This window comes from Solirubrobacter pauli (genome assembly GCF_003633755.1).
In the GTDB taxonomy this organism is placed as follows: Bacteria; Actinomycetota; Thermoleophilia; order Solirubrobacterales; family Solirubrobacteraceae; genus Solirubrobacter; species Solirubrobacter pauli.
The window spans coordinates 2,680,411-2,700,670 of record NZ_RBIL01000001.1 but is presented as its reverse complement, the minus strand read 5'-3'; the positions used below and the strand labels follow the sequence as shown (position 1 = coordinate 2,700,670).

The 20,260-nt window shown below is 74.4% G+C and carries 13 protein-coding genes; 10 read left to right on the top strand and 3 right to left on the bottom strand.

Features of this window, described 5'->3' with window-relative positions; genetic code table 11:
• The first annotated feature begins 96 nt into the window (after positions 1–96).
• The 9 genes from C8N24_RS12825 (at position 97) to C8N24_RS12785 (ending at position 14,007) form a co-directional block, all read left to right on the top strand.
• Positions 97–2,232: an MMPL family transporter gene (locus C8N24_RS12825; protein ID WP_121250472.1), complete on the top strand. Its 2,136-nt coding sequence runs from the start codon at positions 97–99 to the stop codon at positions 2,230–2,232.
• Positions 2,229–2,954, top strand: a complete 726-nt coding sequence (locus tag C8N24_RS12820; protein WP_121250471.1) for an ABC transporter ATP-binding protein — start codon at positions 2,229–2,231, stop codon at positions 2,952–2,954. Before C8N24_RS12825 ends, C8N24_RS12820 begins: the two co-directional genes overlap by 4 nt.
• Before the next feature lie 3 nt (positions 2,955–2,957).
• A complete protein-coding gene (locus C8N24_RS12815; protein ID WP_121250469.1) occupies positions 2,958–5,384 on the top strand; it encodes an ABC transporter permease in 2,427 nt (808 codons plus the stop codon).
• 102 nt (positions 5,385–5,486) lie between these two features.
• Positions 5,487–10,946, top strand: a complete 5,460-nt coding sequence (locus tag C8N24_RS12810) for a hypothetical protein (protein WP_121250467.1) — start codon at positions 5,487–5,489, stop codon at positions 10,944–10,946.
• On the top strand, positions 10,943–11,617 hold the full coding sequence (locus C8N24_RS12805; RefSeq protein ID WP_121250465.1) for a hypothetical protein: 675 nt from the start codon (positions 10,943–10,945) through the stop codon (positions 11,615–11,617). The genes C8N24_RS12810 and C8N24_RS12805 overlap by 4 nt, the downstream gene beginning before the upstream one ends.
• Before the next feature lie 6 nt (positions 11,618–11,623).
• Positions 11,624–12,052, top strand: a complete 429-nt coding sequence (locus C8N24_RS12800; RefSeq protein WP_121250463.1) for a hypothetical protein — start codon at positions 11,624–11,626, stop codon at positions 12,050–12,052.
• Entirely contained in the window at positions 12,009–12,692 is a 684-nt protein-coding gene (locus tag C8N24_RS12795; protein ID WP_170179052.1) for a hypothetical protein, read from the top strand. Before C8N24_RS12800 ends, C8N24_RS12795 begins: the two co-directional genes overlap by 44 nt.
• A 33-nt stretch (positions 12,693–12,725) precedes the next feature.
• Entirely contained in the window at positions 12,726–13,526 is an 801-nt protein-coding gene (locus C8N24_RS12790) for an AraC family transcriptional regulator (protein ID WP_121250459.1), read from the top strand.
• Between the two features lie 58 nt (positions 13,527–13,584).
• Positions 13,585–14,007 (top strand): DUF2000 family protein, encoded by a 423-nt coding sequence (locus tag C8N24_RS12785; protein WP_121250457.1) that lies wholly within the window; start codon positions 13,585–13,587, stop codon positions 14,005–14,007.
• Here C8N24_RS12785 and C8N24_RS12780 read toward each other — a convergent pair.
• Positions 13,991–14,803 carry an SDR family NAD(P)-dependent oxidoreductase gene (locus C8N24_RS12780; RefSeq protein WP_121250455.1) on the bottom strand — a complete coding sequence of 271 codons (813 nt, stop codon included), beginning with the start codon at positions 14,801–14,803 and terminating at the stop codon, positions 13,991–13,993. The genes C8N24_RS12785 and C8N24_RS12780 overlap by 17 nt on opposite strands.
• A gap of 70 nt (positions 14,804–14,873) precedes the next feature.
• Between C8N24_RS12780 and C8N24_RS12775 the strand changes: the two genes are divergently transcribed.
• The gene (locus C8N24_RS12775) at positions 14,874–15,761 is read left to right on the top strand and encodes a LysR family transcriptional regulator (protein WP_121250453.1); all 888 of its coding nucleotides are present in this window, start codon (positions 14,874–14,876) and stop codon (positions 15,759–15,761) included.
• Here C8N24_RS12775 and C8N24_RS12770 read toward each other — a convergent pair.
• Together C8N24_RS12770 and C8N24_RS12765 are read right to left on the bottom strand one after the other, a co-directional pair.
• Positions 15,758–16,897, bottom strand: a complete 1,140-nt coding sequence (locus C8N24_RS12770) for a ParB/RepB/Spo0J family partition protein (protein WP_121250451.1) — start codon at positions 16,895–16,897, stop codon at positions 15,758–15,760. The two genes, C8N24_RS12775 and C8N24_RS12770, sit on opposite strands and share 4 nt — an antisense overlap.
• Positions 16,898–16,933: 36 nt before the next feature.
• Positions 16,934–20,251, bottom strand: coding sequence for a hypothetical protein (locus C8N24_RS12765; protein ID WP_121250449.1), 3,318 nt, complete (start codon positions 20,249–20,251; stop codon positions 16,934–16,936).
• Between the last annotated feature and the right edge of the window lie 9 nt (positions 20,252–20,260).

Genomic DNA, 20,260 nt, shown 5'->3' with positions numbered 1-20,260 from the left:
TGGGCCCCAGCAAGAGGGGGCCAACGGCGGTCGTCGCGCGGCTCCGCGCCTCCGATCTTGGGAGAGCACCCCCCTCCCCAAGCGAAGGAACCTCCCATGGCAACTGCCTTGTACAAGCTCGGCCGCACGGCCTTCCGGCGGCGGAAGGCCGTGCTCGCCGTGTGGCTGCTCGTGCTCGTCGGCGCGTTCGTGGCGGCCGCGACGCTGAGCGGCACGACCACCGACTCCGCCACGCTCCCCGGCACCGAGTCCCAGCGGGCGGCGGACCTGCTCGAGAAGCGGCTCCCGGAGGCGAACGGCGCGTCCGGGCGGATCGTCTTCGCCGCCCCTGAAGGCGAGCGCCTGACCGGCGAGCGGCGAGCGGCCGTCGCCGACGCCGTCGCGGCCGCCGCGAAGGCACCCGGCGTGCTGGAGGTCAGCGAGCCGCAGACGTCCGCGGACGGGCGGGTCGCGCTGGCCCAGGTGTCGTGGGCGGAGCCGGCCGACGCGCACCCCGAAGGCTCGGTCGCCGCGGTCCAGGCCGCGGCGACGAGCGCCCGCGATGCCGGGCTGCAGGTCGAGCTCGGCGGCGACGCGGTCGACTCCGACCCATCCGTCGGCGGGCTCGGCGAGCTGATCGGCCTGGCCGTCGCGGGGTTGGTCCTCCTGATCACGTTCGGGACGCTCGGCGCGGCGGGCATGCCGCTGCTGACGGCGGTGATCGGCGTCGTGATCGGGCTCATGGGCATCACGGCGCTCACCGGCGTCGTCGACATGGACTCGTCCGTGCCGACCGTCGCCCTGATGCTCGGCCTCGCCGTCGGCATCGACTACGCGCTGTTCATCATCTCGCGCCACCGCTCCCAGCTGCTGCAGGGCGTCGAGCCGGAGGAGTCCGCAGCGCGCGCCATCGGCACCGCCGGCAGCGCGGTCGTGTTCGCGGGCGCGACCGTGGTGATCGCGCTGGCGTCGCTGGCCGTCGTCGGCATCCCGTTCATGACCGCGATGGGCCTGGCCGCCGCGGGCACGGTCGCGGTCGCGGTCGCCGTGTCGCTCACGCTCGTCCCGGCGCTGCTCGGGTTCGCCGGCGCCCGGCTCGCCAAGGGCAAGAACTTCGAGACCGGCCCGCGCGCGGCGCGGCCGACGCTCGGCGCGCGCTGGGTGGCGCGAGTCACCCGGAGCCGCGTGGGTGCCGTGGTGTTCTCGGTGCTCGCGCTGGGCGCGCTGGCGGCGCCGGTGCTGGACATGCGGCTCGGCCAGCCCGACGACTCGACCGCGCCGCCGCACGAGACCAACCGCAAGGCCTACGACCTGCTGGTCGACGGGTTCGGGCCGGGCTTCAACGGCCCCCTGACGATCGTCGTGGACCGGCGGGACGCCAAGGACGCCGCGGAGGCCGTGGTGGACGAGCTCGGACGGCTCGACGGCGTGGCCGACGTCGGCACGCCGGTCCTCAACGCCGCGGGGGACACCGCGATCGTCTCGCTCACGCCGCGCAGCGGCCCGTCCACGGAGACGACGAAGGACCTCGTCAAGGAGATCCGCGAGCGCCGCGACCCGCTCGCCCGTGAGCTGGGCGCGACCATCCTCGTGACGGGCCAGACGGCCGCGAACATCGACTTCGCCGACCGCTTGTCGGACGCGCTGATCCCGTACCTGGCGCTGATCGTCGGCCTCGCGTTCCTGCTGCTGCTCGTCGCGTTCCGGTCGATCCTGGTCCCGCTCACCGCGGTCGGCGGGTTCCTGCTGACGATCGGCGCGGCGTTCGGCACGCTCGTGGCGGTCTTCCAGCAGGGCGCGTTCGCGGGCGTGCTGGGGATCGAGCAGACGGCGCCGATCGTCTCGGTGCTGCCGATCTTCATCGTCGGCATCCTGTTCGGGCTCGCGATGGACTATCAGGTGTTCCTGGTCTCGCGGATGCGTGAGGAGCACGTCCACGGCGCGCCGCCCACGCGCGCGGTGACCGAGGGCTTCCGGCACGGCGCGCGCGTGGTCACCGGCGCGGCGCTGATCATGATCGGCGTGTTCGCGGGCTTCGTCGCCGAGGACACGGTGCTGATCAAGTCGATCGGCTTCACCCTCGCCTGCGGGATCCTGATCGACGCCTTCGTGGTGCGGATGACGCTGATCCCCGCGCTGATGGCGATGCTCGGCGAGCGCGCCTGGTGGCTGCCCGGCTGGCTGGACCGCGCGCTGCCGCGCGTGGACATCGAGGGCGAGCAGCTCGCCCGGCGCCTGGAGCGCGTGGCATGAGGAGCGCGATCGTGCTGACCGGCGTGAGCAAGCGCCACGGCCGCGGCGACAGCGCCGTGCGCGCGCTCGCGGACGTCTCGCTCGAGCTCGGAAGCGGCAGCTTCACGGCGATCATGGGACCCTCGGGCTCCGGGAAGACGACGCTGCTGCAGTGCGCCGCCGGGCTGGACCGGCCGGACTCCGGCAGCGTGCGCGTGGGCGAGCTGGAGCTGACCGAGCTCGGCGAGAAGCGGCTGGCGGAGCTGCGGCGGCGCGAGCTCGGGTTCGTGTTCCAGTCGTTCAACCTCCTGCCGTCGCTGACGGCGGCGCAGAACGTCGTGCTGCCGCTGCGCCTCGGTGGGCAGCGGCCGCGGCGGGGCGTGGCGCGCGCGGCGCTCGAGCGGGTCGGGTTGGGCCGGCGCGCCCGGCACCTGCCGGCGGAGCTGTCGGGTGGGCAGCAGCAGCGGGTGGCGATCGCGCGGGCGCTCGTCGCCGAGCCGCGCGTGATCTTCGCCGACGAGCCGACCGGCGCGCTGGACACGCGCTCCGCCCGCGAGGCGCTGGCCCTGCTGCGCTCGCTCGTGGACGAGGACGGGCGGACGATCGTCATGGTCACCCACGACCCGGTCGCCGCCGCGGCGGCGGACCGCGTCGTGTTCCTGGCCGATGGGGAGGTCGTCGACGCGCTGAATGCGCCGCGGGCCGAGGCGGTCGCGGCACGGATGACGGCGCTGGGGGCCTGACCGGTGATCGCGATCGGCCTGCGCACCCTCCGCACGCGCGCCGGGGCGTTCCTCGGCGCGCTGGCGATGCTCGCGATCGTGGCGACGGTCGTGGCCTCCGCCGGCCAGCTGATGGCCAGCGCGCTGCGTGATCCGGGCCCTGGCCGCTTCGCGCGCGCGGACCTGGTGGTGCGCGCGCCCTCGCAGGTGACGCTCGGGCATGGCGAGGCGCAAGAGGTGATCACGGTCGCGCGCTCCGACCGGCTGCCGCGGGAGGCCGTCGCGACGCTCGGCCGGGTTCCGGGAGTCGAGCGGGCCGTGGGCGACCTGTCGGTGCCGCTGTCGGTGGTCGGGCGCGCGCCCGGCGGGCCGCCCGCGCACGCGCACGGCTGGGCCAGCGCGGCGCTCACGCCCTACCGCCTGGCCGGCGGCCGGGCGCCGCGGGCGGCCGACGAGGTCGTGCTCGACGCCGGCCTGGCGCGTGGGCGGCGCCTCGGGAGCGAGCTGCGGGTGGTCGCGCCGGTGGGCCCGCGGACGCTGCGGCTGGTCGGGGTCGTGCGAGCCGACGCCGAGCAGGAGCGGCTCCAGTCCGCGGTGTTCGTCACCGACGGCGCGGCGCAAGGCCTGTCCGGCCTGGGCCCCGGCTACGACGCGATCGTCCTGCTCGGAGCCGACCGGGATCAGATCGAGCGGCACGTGCCGCCGGGCTACGAGGTGCTCCCGCGCAGCCGGGCGTCGGTGGCCGACGTCGGCAGCCCGCGCGCGCTCGCGCAGGAGGAGCTGTTCGCCGTCATCGGCGCCGGGGGCGGCATGACGCTGCTCGTCGCGATCTTCGTGGTCGCCGGGACGATCACGTTCGTCACCGACCGGCGACGGCGCGAGATCGCGCTGCTGCGCGCCCTCGGCGCCGGTCCCGGCCAGGTGCGCCGGATGCTGCTGGTCGAGACGGCCGTGGTCGGCCTGCTCGCCGGTGCGGTCGGGTGCGCGGGCGCGCGGCTCCTGGCCGGGACGTTCGCCGGCGCGTTGACGGACGTCGGCGTCGCTCCCGAGGGCTTCGCCGTGCAGCTGCACTGGGTGCCGGACATCGTCTCGCTCGCGGCCGGGACGGTCGTCGCGCTGCTGGCGTCGCTGGTCGCCGTGCGTCGCGGGCTGAAGGTGCGGCCGGGTGAGGCGCTCGTGGCCGCGGCGGTCCCGCGGCGGCGGCTCGGCGCCGTGCGCGCGGCGTTCGGCCTGCTCGCGCTGGGGGGCGGCGTGATGATCGTGATCGCGCTGTCCCACGACGCCGCCGCGTACGCGGTGCTGGCCGCCCTCTGCTTCGCGCTCGGCGTCGCGACGCTGGCGCCGCTCGTGCTCGGCTACCCGGCCGCGTGGCTCGGCCGCCTGGTCGCCAGGCGCGGTGCCGCCCGGTTCCTCGCGGGCGCCGGGCTGGCGACGGGGCGCTTCCGGGTGGGCGCGGTCGCCGGGCCGATCGCGCTGGTCGTCGCGCTCGCGGGTTCCCAGGTGGTCGCGCTCGCGACCGCCGGTGAGGCGGTCCGGGACGTCAGCGCGCAGCGCGTGCAGGCGGACCGCGTCCTGGTGGCCGGCGACGGCGGCGGGCTCCCGCCCGGCGTCGCGGAGGAGGCCGGCGGCGCGGGGCTGGTCGCCACCGAGGTGTTCCTGCCGGCCCACGGCACCAGCGCCTTGCCGGCCGCCGGGCTCGACCCCGGGACGCTCGCGGGCACCTTGGACCTCGACGTGCGCGCCGGCCGGCTCGGCGACGTGCACGACGACGCGGTCGCGATCAGCGCGCGGCTGGCCGAGGAGGGCGACGTGCGGATCGGCCAGCCGCTCAGCGCGCGGCTGGCGGACGCGAGCCCGCGGCGGTTGCGGGTCGTGGCGATCTACGGACGGGCGCTCGGGCTCGGCGACGTCGTGCTGTCGCGCCCGCTCGCGCTCGCCCACGCGACCGCGCCGCTCGACGCCGCCGTCTTCGTGCAAGGCGACGCCGGGCGGATGCCGCCGGGCGTGCGCAGCCTCAGCCGGGACGAGTACTTCGCGGCGCTCGACAGCGAGCTGGAAGACGGCGCGCAGGTGCAGTGGGTCGTCGCCGCGCTGATGCTCCTGATGGCCGCGATAGCCGTGTTCAACAGCGGCGCGATGGCCGCGGCCGAGCGCCGCAGCGAGCTGCTGCTCGCTCGCCTCGCGGGCGCGACGCGCGTGCAGGTCACGCGCGCGCAGGTGATCGAGGCGCTCGCGACGACCCTCGTGGGGATCGCCGGCGGCGTCGCCGTGGTCGCCGCCTCGCTCGCGGGGATCGGCAACGACGCGCAGGCCGGATCCCTCGTCGTCCCGTTCGGGCAGACGGCGTTCGTGCTCGCCCTGGGCGCGGCGCTCGGGCTGCTCGGCACGCTGCTTCCCGGCGCGTTGATCGGCCGTGCCGGGCTCACCGCGACCGCCGGATTGCGGGAGTGAAGCGGGCGGCTTGCACGAATCGGTGCCCGTTGGCCCGTGACGGATCCGGATTTGCTGCGTAGTCTGTCCGCGACGTGCGCTGGTCGTGGACGGGTCTGAAGCATGCCTGAGCGGGTTGAGGAGCTCGCCCCTCAGCAGGCGCCTGCCGCGCCGTCGGCGACGCTCGCGCCCGAGGCGCCGGGCCCGACGGGCGCGCTCCCGGGCGGGATGAGCGTCCAGCAGGTGCTCGGCATGCAGCGCGGCGCCGGCAACGCGGCGGTGTCCTCGTTCGTGAGCGGGCAGCGCGACGGTGGCGGGGTCGCCACGCCGCCCCGCCCGAAGGCGGCGCCCGGCGACGACCGGATCATGTCCGCGCTCGCGGGCGCGGCCCGTGGCAGCGCGGTCACCGCGGCCGTCGCGGCCGAGAACCCGGACCTCGCGCAGAAGAACGGGCACTCGCCCGACTCCGCGGCCGACGAGGCGAAGGCCAAGGCCAAGGACACGCCGCCGCCCGCGCAGCCCGCCGCCGCCGAGGCGCTCAAGGCCGAGCCGGCCGAGATGGCCGACCAGGACGGCGGCGCCGCGGGCGCCGACGCCCCGGCCGCCGAGCCGGCGCACAAGGCGCCCAAGCCGGCGAAGCCCGCGGAAGCCCCCGCGGCCGCCGAGGCGGACTCCGCCGACCCGAAGGCCGACGCCGACGCCGTCTTCATGCAGGCCACGGGCGGCGAGACCGCCCCGCAGGGCGCCGAAGAGGACATGGAGGACGACGGCGAGGACGTCGTCGGCGACGTCAAGCCTCCCGAGCCCAAGCCGGACAGCGACGAGCCGGCGGGCGAAGAGGCCGGGGCGGCCGCCGAGCCCGCGCCCGCAGGTCCCGAGCAGCCGGCCGCCGCGAGCGCGCCGCCCACGAACCCGACGCCCGCCCAGGTCCCGACCCCGTCGCCGGTCGCCGTCCCCGAAGCGCCGACCCCCGCCGCCCCGAGCGCCGCGTCACCGACCCTGGACGCCGCCGCCGCGGGCGCCGGCCCGGTGTCGGCCGCCGCCACGCAGGGCGTGCCGGACCTCGCCGCCGCGGAAGCCGCCGCCACGAACGCGATGCCCGAGGCACTGGCGCCGGCCGCCGCGCCCGCACCTCCCGCCCCTGCCGCGACACCGGACCTCGCCGCTGGCCCGAACGGCGCCGCCCCGAGCGTGCCCGAGGTCGCGGCGCCCGCCCCCGTCGCGACACCGGACCTCGCCGCGGCCACCAACGGCGCCGCCCCGAGCGCGACGCCCGCACGTGCCGCCGCGCCGGCTGCGGACGCGCTGGCCGCGGACGCCGGCCCGCTGGCGGGCCCCGAGGCCGCGTCGCCCGGCGCTGCCCCGGCCGGACCCGAAGAACGTGGCGCCGCGCCGGCCGGACCCGATGGGCTTGGCGCGGAGGCCGACCCGCTCGCCGGGCCGCAGGCCGCCGCACCCGCTCCCGCCGCCGCTCCGGCCGCGGCCGCGGCTCCCGTCGCGATGCCCGAGGCCAGCCCGCGCGAGGCGGCCGACGAGCGCGACGGTGGGCCCAAGCACGAGCCGGCCGAGCACAAGCGCGAGGCGCGCGACGACGACCGGGACGAGCACGGCGGCAAGGACGATGACCGCGGCGAAGCCAAGCACGAGCACGGCGACCACGAGCACGGCGGCGGCGACCACGACAAGGGCGACAAGGACGAGAAGGGCGAGCACGACGGCAAGGGCGGCGAGGACGCCCAGGCCGACGGCGGGCACGAGAGCGGCGAGGCCGAGGCGGCCGAGGACGGCGGGTTCGAGGCCGAGCTCGAGGACGAGGCCGACGAGAGCGAGGAGCTCAGCCGCGAGGACGAGGCGGTCCTGCTCGCCGAGGGCTACACGCCGGAGCAGATCCGCGAGTCGGCCGAGGAGGCCAAGGCGGAGGAGCGCGAGCGCAAGCGCTCCATCAAGGAGGGCCGCGCGGCGGTCAACCAGGCGATCGCCGAGGCGACGCAGGCCGAGACGCAGAAGCTCAAGCAGGCGCAGCAGCGCACCAAGCAGGCGATCAGCCAGGCCACGGCCAAGCACCAGCGCGAGGTGTCGGAGGCCGGCACGCAGCACATGGGCACCGTGCGCGGAGCGTTCGCCAAGGCCAAGGGCCAGGTCGGCGCGGCCGTCGCGGGCGCCAAGGGCAAGGTCTCCGCGGCCGGCGCGACCGCCAAGGGCCAGGTCACGACGTGGAAGAGCGGCGCGACGTCGAAGACCAAGAGCGCCGTCGACGAGGCCGCGAACGCCGCGACGCAGACCGGCTCGGACTTCGCCAACCAGGGCAAGTCCGCGGTCACCGCGTCCAGCCAGAAGGTCAAGGGCACGATCGACTCGACCGCGGGCGCCGTCCAAGGCCAGTCGGGCGGAGGCGGTGGCGCCAACGAGGCGGCGGCCGAGGGCAACGCGAAGGTCGCGTCCAAGGTCTCCGGCGAGACGGCCGGCAAGGTCAAGTCGCAGGGCGGGCAGGTCGTCTCGGGCGTCCAGTCCCAGGGCGGCAAGGTCGGCTCGGCGTTCCAGGCCAAGGGCAAGGAGGCGGCGACGGCGATCAAGTCGACGTTGCCGGACGCGATGTCGAACCTGACGACGATCGCGTCGCAGGCCAACAGCGCGGTCGCCAAGGGCGTCAGCTCGGGCCAGAGCGCACTCGGCCAGGTCGGCGCCCAGACGAACGCGTCGCTCGGCGCGCAGCAGGGCGCCGCCACGCAGCAGATCGCGTCGACCGTCGCCTCGACCAAGGGCGCGCTCGCGAAGGGCGCCGCCACCGCGAACCAGGCCGTCGGCGCCCAGCACGCGGCCGCGCTCAAGGGCCTGAAGGCCAGTGCCGCGAAGATGCGCGCGCTCGTCAAGCGCGCGCCGATCATGCGCGAGGACGCGGCCGGCGTCGCGGGCGAGGTCAAGGGCGGCCTGAAGGAGATGACGTCCCGCGGGATCGTCGCCGGAGGCAAGACCGCGAAGCTGGCGACGACCGCGACCGGCGGGGCGGCCAAGCAGGCCAAGACCGGGCTCGCGAGCGGCGCGGCCGGCGCGGCCGGGTCCGCGGCGCAGACCGCTTCCGGCGCGTCCACCGGCGCCTCCAGCCTGGCGAGCAACGTCGGCACGCAGGTGCAGAGCACGGCCAAGTCCGCGACCGCCGCGGGCGACAAGACCGTCACGAGCTACACGGGCAAGGTCAAGCAGTCCAAGGACAAGGTCAAGGGCAAGCTCTCGGACGGCCTGAACAAGACCAAGACCGAGATGTCCGCCCACGAGGCGAAGGTCCAGGGCGGCACGGGCAAGATCCCGGGCGACAACGCCGGCAAGGTCTCCGAGGGCCAGGCCAAGGTCAACGCCGCGGCGACCAAGGAGCCGAAGAAGCCGAGCGGCCTGTGGGGCAAGGTCGTGTCCGCCGCCAAGTGGGTCGCGGAGAAGCTCAAGGCGGCGTTCGAGTTCGTCGCCAAGATGCTCACCGACCCGGGCTTCTGGGTCAGCCTGATCGTCGCGATCGCGCTGACGGCGTTCGTGATCGCCACGTTCGGCTCCGGCCTGGCGGTGCTCGTGGTCGCCGGCGCGGTGATCGGCGCGATCAGCGCGGGCGCCGGCCAGATCGTCACGAACCTCGCGTCCGGCAAGAAGTGGAACGAGGGCCTGGGCACCGCGATGCTGATCGGCGGCGTCACCGGCCTGATCCCGGGCCTGGGCAAGGGCCTCGGCGCGATCGGCTCCAAGGTCGCCGGCAAGTTCGGCACGAGCGTCGCGAACAGCGCGGTCGGCCGGATGGGCTCCAAGATCGCGTCGAGCGCGCTCGGCAAGGGCGTGCAGGCGCTCGGGCGCGGAATCAAGAACGTCGGTGGCAAGCTCGCGACGCTCGGCTCCAAGGCCGGCAAGACGCTGCCCGGCAAGATCGTCGCGGCGCCGTTCAAGGCCGCCGAGAAGCTCGGCACCAAGCTCGGCAACGCCACCCGCGGCGCGCTCGAGAAGAAGTTCCCGGGCATCAGGCCCAAGCCCCCGACGACCAAGCCGACCACGAGCGCCGCGCGCGAGGAGCCGTCGACCACCGGCACGAAGCCGGAGGTCACGAGCGACGCCGACACGGTCGCCAAGAGCGCGCAGAAGAAGCTCGACGACATCGAGAACCCGACCGCGATCCGCGACCGGATCGACAGCTCGACCGGCGTCAAGAAGGGCCCCGACTACGAGAAGGCCCAGAAGGACCTGCGCGAGTTCTACGAGAACCAGCAGAAGGAAGCCTTCGAGACGGCGAAGGACGTCAACACCTACCGCAAGGACCCGATCGTCGACCCCAAGGGCGACCCGAAGGGCTACTACGGCGTCGACAGCCGGTTCGAGGCGCGCGAGTTCGCCTACGACGGCCAGAACCTCACGCAGGTGTCGATGAAGGTGAACCTCAAGCCGCAGCCGGGCGTGTCCGCGGACGACATCGCGCGCGTGCAGTCCGACGCCCTCAAGGGCGTCGACGAGTTCTACAACGGCGGCCACACGCTGCCGAACGGCAACCGGCTCAACGTCAACGTCGAGTTCACCGACGACGCCGCCGCCTCGCACCTCGTGGTGGACGTCAAGCCGAAGTCCGGCGGCGCCAACCAGGTCGAGTGGTACGTCGACTCCAACCCGACCACGCACGCGCACGAGCTCGGCCACCAGATGGGCCTGCTCGACGAGTACTACGACCCGCAGGCCGCGCTCCGCGGCGGCATCGACAAGGCGACCGGCAAGCCGAACACGTCCGGCATCCGCGACGACGACACCCTGATGGGCGACTACTGGAAGCGCCCACCCGGCGGCGGCGCGGCGGAGATCGACCCGGCGACGGGCCTGCCGATCCACAAGCCCGGCACGCACCTCAAGGACCGCCACCTCGACCAGATCGGCGGCGACATCGACGCGGCCGTGCCGCGGAACCCCAAGCCGGGCTCAGGCGGCGGCACGCCCAGCCCCGCACCGAGGACCGGCGGGGGCGGCGACGAGCACTTCGCGAGCCAGCACCTGCGCACGCGCTACGCGCGTGAGCTGGACGAGATGGGCAAGCAGGCCGAGCTCGACGCGGTCGCGGCGCGGCTGAACGCGGCGCGGCAGGCCGGCGATCGCGAGGCAGAGAAGCGCGCGTTCGACGAGGCGCTCGAGCTCGAGGCCCAGGTCAAGCCCGTCCATGACCGCTACCTCGGCACCGACCTCGAAGGCAAGAAGCCGGTCCACAAGCCGCACGAGGGCCAGGCCGGTGTCCACATCGAGCAGACGATCGACGCGCCGGTCGAGCGCTTCAACCCGCGGCTCCCCGAGAACCAGGGCAAGAGCGGCGACTGGATCGACCCGAGCACGCGCAAGACGTACGACGCCGTGGGCCCGTCACCCGTCTTCGAGCTCGACCGGTTCATGAACTCCGTGCAGAACCACACCCGAAAGCAGGGTCTCGACTACGTGTGGGTCGACATCTCCACCTTCACCGAGGCGCAGCAGGCGCAGGTGATCAACGCGATCCGCACCGAGTACGGCAGCTTCCTCCGGAGCGGCTCGCGTCCGCAGATCAAGGTCTACATCAGCCCGACGCGAGGCACGCTGTGAGCGGATCGGCGTCGATCACGGCCGCGCCCGAAGCGGTGTGGATGCCGTCCGGCTGGATCTTCGACGATGCGCTCGAGCGCTTGGCCGTGGCCGTCCCGGCCGAGGCGGAGATGCTCGAGGAGACGATCGCATCCAACGGCGCGCTCGCCCTCGACCTGCGCGCCCTCCCCGCCGAGCGGTTCGCCGCGCTGGCGACCGCCGCGCGCGCCGCGGTCCGCGACGTGATCGACGCGGGTCCCGAGCCGGGCGAGGACCCGAGCTGGTTCGCACCGCAGGTGTACGGGCTCAGCCTGTTCGCCGGGTTGCTCAACGCGGACCCCCGGGCCGGTGAAGAGCCGCCGGCAGGCCAGATCGAGGTCGCCCCGGGCGCGGTGTGGCACGCCCCCGGCCGCGCGTACGCGCTCATCGCCGAGCATCTCGCCGGGGACATCCGCCCCACGAGCGGCCTGCTGGCCGGGAGCCTGCTGCACGGCGACGCCGACCTGGGGCGCCTCGATGAGGACCGCTTCCGCGCGTTCCTTCCCGGGCTCGACTTCATGGCCACGCGCTACGTGCCCGGCGCCAACCTGGACGCGTTCGCCGACGCGTTCTTCGCCGAGATCGCCCCGCACGTGGCAGCGCTCCGCGACCTCTTCGCGGCCGACCCGCGGACCGCGGCCCGGTCCCGCTGACCGTCGATGAGCGATCGCATCCACTACAGCTCCGGGAACGAGCACAACCCGAGCGACCCGTTCGGCCGCGTCGAGCTGACCATCGAGGCCGACGGCGCCGCCACGCTGGAGCACCACTGGCGCATGGGCGACGGCGCCTGGACCGGCCGGGTCGATCCCGCCGCGATCGAGCGCATCCGCTCCGCGCTCGCCGACAGCGACTTCCCCGACGTGCCGCAGGAGCCGGTCCCGCCCGGCTCGAACTTCCGCCACATCGACGTCGGCACGCAGAGCGCGATGCTGACCGAGCGCCAGGGCCGCAACCTCGACGGCTACCAGGACGCGATCCCCGTGCTCGAAGCGCTCGCGCACCACATGAGCGGCGGTGCGTACCGGCCGGACCTCGAGGCCGGTGACCCGCTGGTCACGGATGTGCGCGCAGCGCCGCCCGAGTAGTCGGCGGGACGGCGCGGTGCCCGCCGTGCTGCACGGGCTCGTCGAGACCATGGCGAATCGGCGGCCCACCGGCGAGTGGCACCTGCAGCTCGACGGGCGCGCGGCGACCGGAGCGCCGCTCATCGAGATCGTCGAGACCTTCCTCGACGCGTTCCCCTACGCCGGCTTCTCGAAGATCGAGCTCTACCCGGGGGAGGAAGCCGACGAGCGCGCGTGGTCGGTGGCCGACGGCCCGGACGCGCTGGAGGTGTTCGCCGCGAACGGATACGGCTTCGACGCGACGCTGGACCTCACGCTGTTCTGGCAGCCGGATGACGAGGAGCCCCGCGAAGCGACGCTCCCCGAGAGTGCCGAGCTGCTGTTCACCCGCGACGTGCCGACCGTGACGCTGACGCTGTGGCCGAACCTGTTCACCGACGCGCTGCGACTGCCCGAGCGCGTGCCCGCCGCCACGCCCACACCGCGGTACGTGTCCGAGCTCGTCGTGTGGCCGGCTGCGGCGGCGCGCAACCGCGCGCGCCTCGAAGCCTCGTTGCGCCGATGGGAGCGGGCGAGCGGCGGGACGATCGAGCACTGGATCGCCGATCGCGTCGAGCCGATCGGCCGGTACGGCTTCCCCGCATCCGCCGAGCCGCGGTGATCCCCTGTCCCGGCCGGCGCTAGCTTTGAGAGCGTGGCGGAAGCGGTCAAGTGGTTCCGGCCCGAAGGGCTGAGCGGCGTCGAGGCGCTGCACGCCAACTTCGAGCGCCACGCGTACCGGCCGCACAGCCATCCCACGTGGACGATCGCGGTGATGGAGCGCGGCGCGGCGGCGTTCCAGGTGGACGCCCGGCAGGAGCGCGCGAACGACGGGGAGTGCTTCGTGCTCGAGCCCGAGGCGGTGCACACCGGCGTGCCGGCCGTTCCCGAGGGGTGGGCGTACAAGGTCCTCTACCTCGAGCCCGAGCTGCTGTCGACGTGGGACGAGCGCGACACCGCCGCCCCGCGCGCCGCCCGCTGGGTCGTGTTCTCCGACCCGGCGTTGCGCGGCGCGATGCTCGCCGCGCATGACGCGCTGGCGCGCGAGCCCGCCGGGCTCGCCCGCGACGAGGCCGTGCTGCGCGCGGTGGAGACGCTCAAGCCGCACCTGCGGCCGGGGCCGGACGCGCCGCGCGACCGCGTCGAGCACGCCGCGGTCCGCCGGGCGATCGCGCACATCCGGGAGCGCTGGGACCAGCCCGTGGCGCTCGCCGAGCTGTCGGCGGTCGCGGGCCTGAGCCGCTTCGAGCTGGTCCGCCGGTTCAGCGCGCAGGTCGGGCTGCCGCCGCACGCCTTCCAGGTCGACCTGCGCGTGAACCGCGCGCGGGCGCTGCTCGGCGCCGGACACGCGCCGGCCGAGGTGGCGCTGCGGTGCGGCTTCGCCGACCAGGCGCACCTGACGCGCACGTTCCGCCGCCACGTCGGGATCACGCCCGCGCGCTACGCCGCGGGCTGAAGCGGGCGCAAGATCGTTCAAGACGGACGAGCCGCGGCGCGCGATCCTGCGGAGGCACATGGGCGTCACCGACTTTCCGACCAAGATCGCCGTCGTCGTCCGCGACGACCTCGCCACCTGGCAGCGGCTCAACGTCACCGCGTTCCTGATGAGCGGCATCATCGCCACCGGACCCGAGGGCACCGTCGGGCCGCACTACGAGGACGCGGACGGCGTCCACTACCTGCCGATGCTGCGCCAGCCCGTGCTCGTCTTCGAGGCGAGCGCCGACGGCCTCAAGAAGGCGCACCGGCGGGCACTCGAGCGGGAGGCCGAGCTCGCGATCTACACGCACGAGCTGTTCTCGACCGGCCACGACGACGAGAACCGCGCCGCGGTCAAGGCCGTCGCGACGGACGCCCTCGACCTGGTCGGCCTCGCCATCCGCGCGCCGCACCGCCCGGCCGACCAGATCCTGCGCGGCCTCAAACGGCACCCATAGCGGCCAGCGAGACCGGCTCCCAGGCCCGCCAGGTCTCGAGGCGCTCCGCGTAGACGCGCTCGACGTGCGGCAGCGACGAGCGGCCGAGGAAGATCCGCCGGGGCGGCTCGTCCGCGTCCACGACGCGCAGGATCGCGTCGCGGGTCGCGCGCGGGTCGCCGAAGTCCCAGTCCTGCGCGCCGTCGGCGCGGACCTGGTCGTACGCGGGCAGCGGGGCGCTGGAGGCGTCGGTGCTGCCGAACCCCGTGCGGTACGGGCCCGGCTCGACCGACGTGACCTTGATGCCGAAGCCGCCGACCTCCTGCGCGAGCGACTCGGTCAGCCCTTCGACCGCCCACTTGGACGCGTGATAGGCGCCGATGCCCGGGAAGGCCACGATCCCGCCCTCGCTCGTGTTCTGGATGATGTGGCCGGAGCGCTGTGCGCGCATGATCGGCAGCGCCGCCTGGGTCACCCACAACGTCCCGAGGAAGTTCGTCTCCAGCTGCGCGCGGATCTCGGCCTCGGTCAGCTCCTCGACCATGCCGAAGTGCCCGTAGCCGGCGTTGTTGATCACGACGTCGAGCGAGCCGAGCGCGTCGGCCGCCTCGCGGACCGCCGTGAAGGCGCGGGCGCGGTCGGTCACGTCCAGCTCGAGTCGCAGCAGCCGGTCGCCGTGCCGCTCGGCCAGCGCGTCGAAGCGCTCGAGGCGCCCGCGCGCCGTCGCCGCCACGCGGTCGCCGCGCTCCAGCGCCGCCTCCGTCCACTCGCGGCCGAGTCCCGCGGCCGCACCGGTGATGAGCCATGTCTTGGTCATGGCTTCGAAGCTACGACGAATCTGCTATCGAACAAGCGATGATCTCGCATCGCTGCCATCGCATCTGCGCATGGCAGAGCTGACCCTCACCGGGATGCGCATCGTCAGCGAGGTCGCGGCCCGCGGCTCGCTGACCGGTGCCGCGCGGGCGCTCGGCTACACGCAGTCGGCGATCTCCCGCCAGGTGGCGTTGATGGAGGAGGCGGCGGGGACGGCGCTGTTCGAGCGGCGGCCGCGCGGCGTCACCCCCACCGCCCGCGGCCGGGCGCTGCTCACGCACATCCACGGCATCCTCGACCGCGTGGACGCGGCCACCCTCGCGCTCACGCAGCTCGAAGAGACCCTCGTCGACCGCCTCGTGCTCGGCGCGTTCCCCACCGCGCTCAGCACGCTCGTCCCGCGCGCGCTGGCCCGGATGCGCGCCGAGCACCCCGCGATCACGGTCCGCCTGCGGGAAGGCGGCAGCGCCACGCAGCTCCGGCGGCTGCGCGCCGGTCGCGTCGACGTCGCGGTGATCGCGGTCGGCGCCGGGCTCGACTACGACCTCGACGGCCTCGTGCCCGACCTCGTGTTCCGCGGCGGCGCGCTACTGGTCGTGGGCGAGACGCACCCGCTGGCCGGCCGCTCGTGGGTCAACGTCGCCGACCTGCACGGCCAGAGCTGGATCGTCGGCGTCGCCGACGAGGGCGGCCCGCAGTTCGGCCCGTGGCCGACGCTCGACAGCGAGGCGACGGTCGTCCACGCCGTCCGCGACTGGCCCGCCCGCCTGGGCCTCGTGGCCGCGGGCCTCGGCGTCGCGGTCATCCCGCAGCTGCTGGCCGACGCGCTGCCGCCGGGCGTGCGCGCCGTCCCGGTCGAGGACCCGCGCCCGTTCCGGCGCGAGGTCCTCGCGGTCACCCGCCCGGACCGCAGCGCGGCGGTCCAGGCGTTGGTCGACGCACTCCGAGAAATCGACTAGATCGCGTCGATCGCCTCGCGGGCGAACGACCGCAGCGCGGGCAGCCGCTCGTGTGGGCGCAGCGAGCGCGCGTACTCGTGCGCGTCGGCCTCGCCCGTGATCCGCAGCAGCTTCTTCGTGCGCGGCGCGGCCGAGTGGTGGAGGAACGCGCCGAGGACGAACGCGTCCAGCTCGGCGTCGGTGGGGCCGCCGCGGCCGATCGGCTCGTCGTTGATGCGCACCGAGACCGGCGTCGCGACCGCGGGCTCGGAGCGTTCGCTCCCGGAGTCCTCGTCCGACCAGTCCTCGTCGCGCTCCTCGCGCGGCTGCGGCTTGGCGGCCTCGCGGCGGGCGGCGTCCAGCCGGTCGGAGATCTCGGCGTAGTTGTCCGGCGGCGGCGGGACGTAGCCGGCGCCGAACTTCAGCTCGGTCGTGTTGATCTCACCGGCGGCGTGGTCGGAGACGAGCTCCTCGGCCTTCTCCTCGGTCACCGCGCCGCGCGCGACCTGCCGGCGGACGAAGTCGGCGGTGGTGAACGACAGGTCACCGCGCTCGACGCTCGCCAGGATCGACTCCGGCAGGTCCAGCAGCTTGAGTGACTTGCGCGTCCAGTCGACCGGCGCGCCGACGATCCGCGACACCTCTGCGGCCGTCAGCGACGGGTCCTCCTTCATGATCAGCCGCACGGCGCGCGCGAACTGCACCGGCTCGGGCTTGCTCTGATGGAAGTTCTCCGCGAACTGCATCGTCAGCGCCTCGCGCGTGGAGATGCCGTCCACGAGCGTGAAGCGCCAGTCCTCGCGCGGCTCCTCCGCCTCGTCGAGCAGCTTCATGGCCGCGAACCGGCGCTGCCCCGCGAGCAGCTCGTACGGGTGGCTCTCCTCGCCGGTCTCGCGCACGAGCGGCGGGTGCAGCAGCCCGGTCTCCCGGATCGACACCGCCAGCTCGTGGATGTCCTCGAGCGCGCCGGTGCGCATGTTGGCCATCGCCCGGACCTGCGACAGCGGCGCGGTGATCCCCTTGTGCGGCTTGCCCGCGGTGTCGCCGAGCGGCGGACGGCGCAGCTCTTCCCGGCGCGCCTCGCGCTCGGTCCGCTGCGCCTCCTCGCGCATCTGCGCGACGTGTTCCTCGGCCTCTTGAAGCTTGTCGACAGACATCGGACGCGGCAGGTAAGCAGACGCGTCGGACGGGCGTCAGCGTCGCTTGCGCTGCTTGGCGGGCGCCGGCTTGACGCTTACGCGGGCCGTCTTGCCCGTCACGCCGTCGGCGCGGATGCCCACGACCGCCACGCGCCCGGTCACGTCCGCGGCCACCTTCGGGACCTTCAGCCGCTTCGTCCGCGCGGACACGCGGAACACCTTGCCGATGCCGTTGGAGAGCTGGACGCGGACCTCCTGGCGGGCCGCGTACCGGGCCGGCGTCCAGGCCAGCAGCAGCGCGCCGGAGCGGTGCGTCGCCTTCAGGCGACGCGCCACGCCCGGCTTGGGCGGCTTCGGCACGGTGAACGTGCCGAGCGTGAAGCTGTCGGAGGCGAGGCCGTCCTTGTCACCGACGGCGACGACGGTGCGCTTGCCACCCCGGACGACCTTCGGCTTCCAGCGCAGCGTGCCCGCCTTCCCGCGCGCGACGCCGAGCTGCCGGAGGACGCCGTCGCCCTGCTCGTAGAACGTCACCTTCTGGCCGCTGCCGCCGGACTGCCGCCACCGCAGCTCGCCCCGCTTGACGCGACCCGTGAGCTTCAGCGGCGGCGCGTCGCGGGCCACTTGCACCCGGGTCACGCCGGGTGAGCCCGGCGCCGGCTCCAGCGTCCATGCGCCCGCGGGCGGCCTGGCGATCATGAACGTCTGGCGCTTGAGCCGGGGCTCGCCGACCGAGGCGCCGGTGGCCGACGTCACCACGCCCTCGGCGACGCCCGCGTAGCGCGCGCCGTTCGGGCCGACGAGCGTCACGACCGGCACGCCGACGTCACCCGAGACCATCACGTTGAGCTGCTTGAGCCCGGCGCGGACGTTGATCGGCCCGCCGGCCTGCGCCGATTGCGCGACCGCATACGGCTCGGTGTCGCACAGCACCGGCATCAGGTCGGGCACCAGGTCGCCCCAGAAGAGGCCGGCGCCCGCGCTGATCGGCGGGAAGCTGAAGTCCGCGCAGGCGGCGATGCCCTTCGACGACAGCACCGCCGTGGCGCCCGCCGACGCCGGACCCAGACACGCGCGGCCCTGACCCTTGGCGTTGAACTTGAAGCCGCCGGAGACCTCGACGAACCCGTTGACGGACGCTTCCATGCCGGCGATGCCACCGTCGCAGGAGCCGACCTTGGCCTCCGCGCCGAACGCGACCGAGCCGGGGTACGTGTACTGGAAGTAGCCGCTGCCGAGCTTGGAGCCGAGCACGTACACCGGGCCGTCGGCGCGCAGTGAGAACGGCGAGCTCAGGCGCAGCTTCAGCGTCCCGAAGTCGTCGTACGGGCGGCCGACGCTGACGAGCGGCGTGTCCGTCGGCGACGCACCGCCGGCCACGACCACCTTGCCGGTGATCAGCAGCGCCGGGTCGACCTCCAGCTCGAGCCCCGCGTAGCGCAGGTACACGAGCGGCGGGTAGAGCTCGCGCCCGGGCGCGGCGAACGTGGCGGCGATCGCGAGGCGCTTCAGCGACCCGTTGACGAGCGTGATCTCGCCCTCGAAGTCGGTCCCGCCACCCCCGAGCACGGACGGCTGGAACTTGAGCTTGCCCGTCCACGTCGGCGGGTCGGACGTGTACTGCAGGTCGAGGTCGTGGAACCCGAGGCCCAGGTCGTCGATGTGCGACTTGAGCCCTTCGAGCTGGAGGCCGCTGAAGTTGTCGGCCTTGAAGGCCAGCTGCGCGGTGATCCCGTCGAACGGCTTCGGCAGGCGCAGGAAGCCCGTCAGGACGGACCTGCCGTCGGCGCTGAGCACGAGCGTCGCGTCGCCCGTGATCTTCAAGCCGAGGAGCTCGCCGCCGAAGCCGGGCGCGTCGAGCGAGATCGCGCCGCCCGGCCGCGTCCACGTGCCGGTGGCCGGGAACGTGAAGTCGAGCTTGCTCTTGCCGAGCTTGATGACGCCCATCGCCAACGACGCGCTCGCGACCTCGAGCGTGCGCTTGGCCGTGTCGACCGTGACGGTCTTGCCGCCCGGGTCGACGGTCACCCCGTTCAGGAGGAACGGCTGCCCCGTCGTGAGCTTCGTGCTCGTCGTCTTCTTGAAGCAGCCAGTGGCCAGCAGCTTCGCCACGCCGAGCGTGGGCTGCTTGACGCACGCAGGGTCGACCGGCGGCGGTGGCGGCGGGTCGTTCGGCGGCGGCGGGTCGACCGGGAAGCTCGCGCCCGGCCCGCCGACCGCGCCGACCCACACCTCGTCGTCGTCGACCGAGCCGTTGCCCGCGTCGCGCGTCCACACCGCGACGCCCACGCCGGAGGACCCGGCGGCGAGCGCGGGCGGTGCGTTCGACGTGTCCTGGTCGAGCAGGATCCCGTACTTGGGCCAGACGTCGCCGGTGGTGGAGGCGCTGTAGACCAGCCCGGTGCTCGATCCGCGGTAGCGCGGGTTGCCCGACCGCCACAGCGCGTGCACGTTCGACGCGCTGTCCATGGTCAGCCAGACGTCGTTGGCGTCGTCGTCCTCGTTGACCGTGATCGGCGCGCCGAAGGCATCGCTCGCGTGGTCGTACCGGCGCAGCGTGAGCCGCCAGTCCGTGCCGCCGACCTGGGCGATGCTGCCGAGCACCGGTGCCGCGACGCCGTTGAAGCCGAGATCGGCGACCTTGCCGATGTCGCCGAGCGTCTTCGCCGGACGCCACGTCGCGACGTCCCGCACGTTGCCGGTCCCGCCCCACGAGCGGTACCGCGTGACGCCGTCGTCGGTGGCGCGCGAGACGACCAACGGGGCGCTGCCGGCCGCGAGCCCGACGTCGGCCTCGTACGCGCCCGGGAGCGCCGTGCCGACCGCGCCCTCGGAGATCCCGCCCGAGTTCGTGGTGCCGAACGTGAGGCGCGTGCCGTCGGGGTCCACGCCGACCTGCGACAGCCAGCCGATCTCGAACGCTCCCGGGCCGTAGATCGTGCCCTGGTGGGTGTTGCCGACCCGGGTCAGGTTGTTGCTGTACTGCGTGATCCGCTTCGGGGCCGCCCAGGTGTTGCCGGCGGCGTCGGGCTGGGTCGACGCGATCGACCACAGCCCGCCGCTGGGGAACTGGCCCCCGGCGGTCCACACGGAGACGACGACGTGCACGATGCCGGTGCTCGGCGCCCGGACGACGTCGACGTCGCTTCCGAGCGCCCCGGCCGCGCTCCACGAGGACGAGGCGGCGCAGGCCTCGGTCCCGGGTGCGACGCGGCAGTAGCTGACCGTCGTGCCGCTCTGCCAGACGACGTGCGCCGTCCCGTCAGGCGCCGCGACCGCGTGCACGTTGCCGCCCGTGCCCACGCGGACCTTCGCCTCGGCGGGCCCGCACAGCACCAGCAGCGACAGCATGCACGCGATCAGACCCTTCAAACCCTGTGG

What these genes read in the sequence shown, in the direction of transcription:
- C8N24_RS12825 (WP_121250472.1), top strand. Translation starts at nt 97, where the DNA reads ATGGCAACTGCCTTGTACAAGCTCGGCCGCACGGCCTTCCGGCGGCGG.
- C8N24_RS12820 (WP_121250471.1), top strand. Translation starts at nt 2,229, where the DNA reads ATGAGGAGCGCGATCGTGCTGACCGGCGTGAGCAAGCGCCACGGCCGC.
- C8N24_RS12810 (WP_121250467.1), top strand. Translation starts at nt 5,487, where the DNA reads ATGCCTGAGCGGGTTGAGGAGCTCGCCCCTCAGCAGGCGCCTGCCGCG.
- C8N24_RS12800 (WP_121250463.1), top strand. Translation starts at nt 11,624, where the DNA reads ATGAGCGATCGCATCCACTACAGCTCCGGGAACGAGCACAACCCGAGC.
- C8N24_RS12785 (WP_121250457.1), top strand. Translation starts at nt 13,585, where the DNA reads ATGGGCGTCACCGACTTTCCGACCAAGATCGCCGTCGTCGTCCGCGAC.
- C8N24_RS12780 (WP_121250455.1), bottom strand. Translation starts at nt 14,803, where the DNA reads ATGACCAAGACATGGCTCATCACCGGTGCGGCCGCGGGACTCGGCCGC.
- C8N24_RS12775 (WP_121250453.1), top strand. Translation starts at nt 14,874, where the DNA reads ATGGCAGAGCTGACCCTCACCGGGATGCGCATCGTCAGCGAGGTCGCG.
- C8N24_RS12770 (WP_121250451.1), bottom strand. Translation starts at nt 16,897, where the DNA reads ATGTCTGTCGACAAGCTTCAAGAGGCCGAGGAACACGTCGCGCAGATG.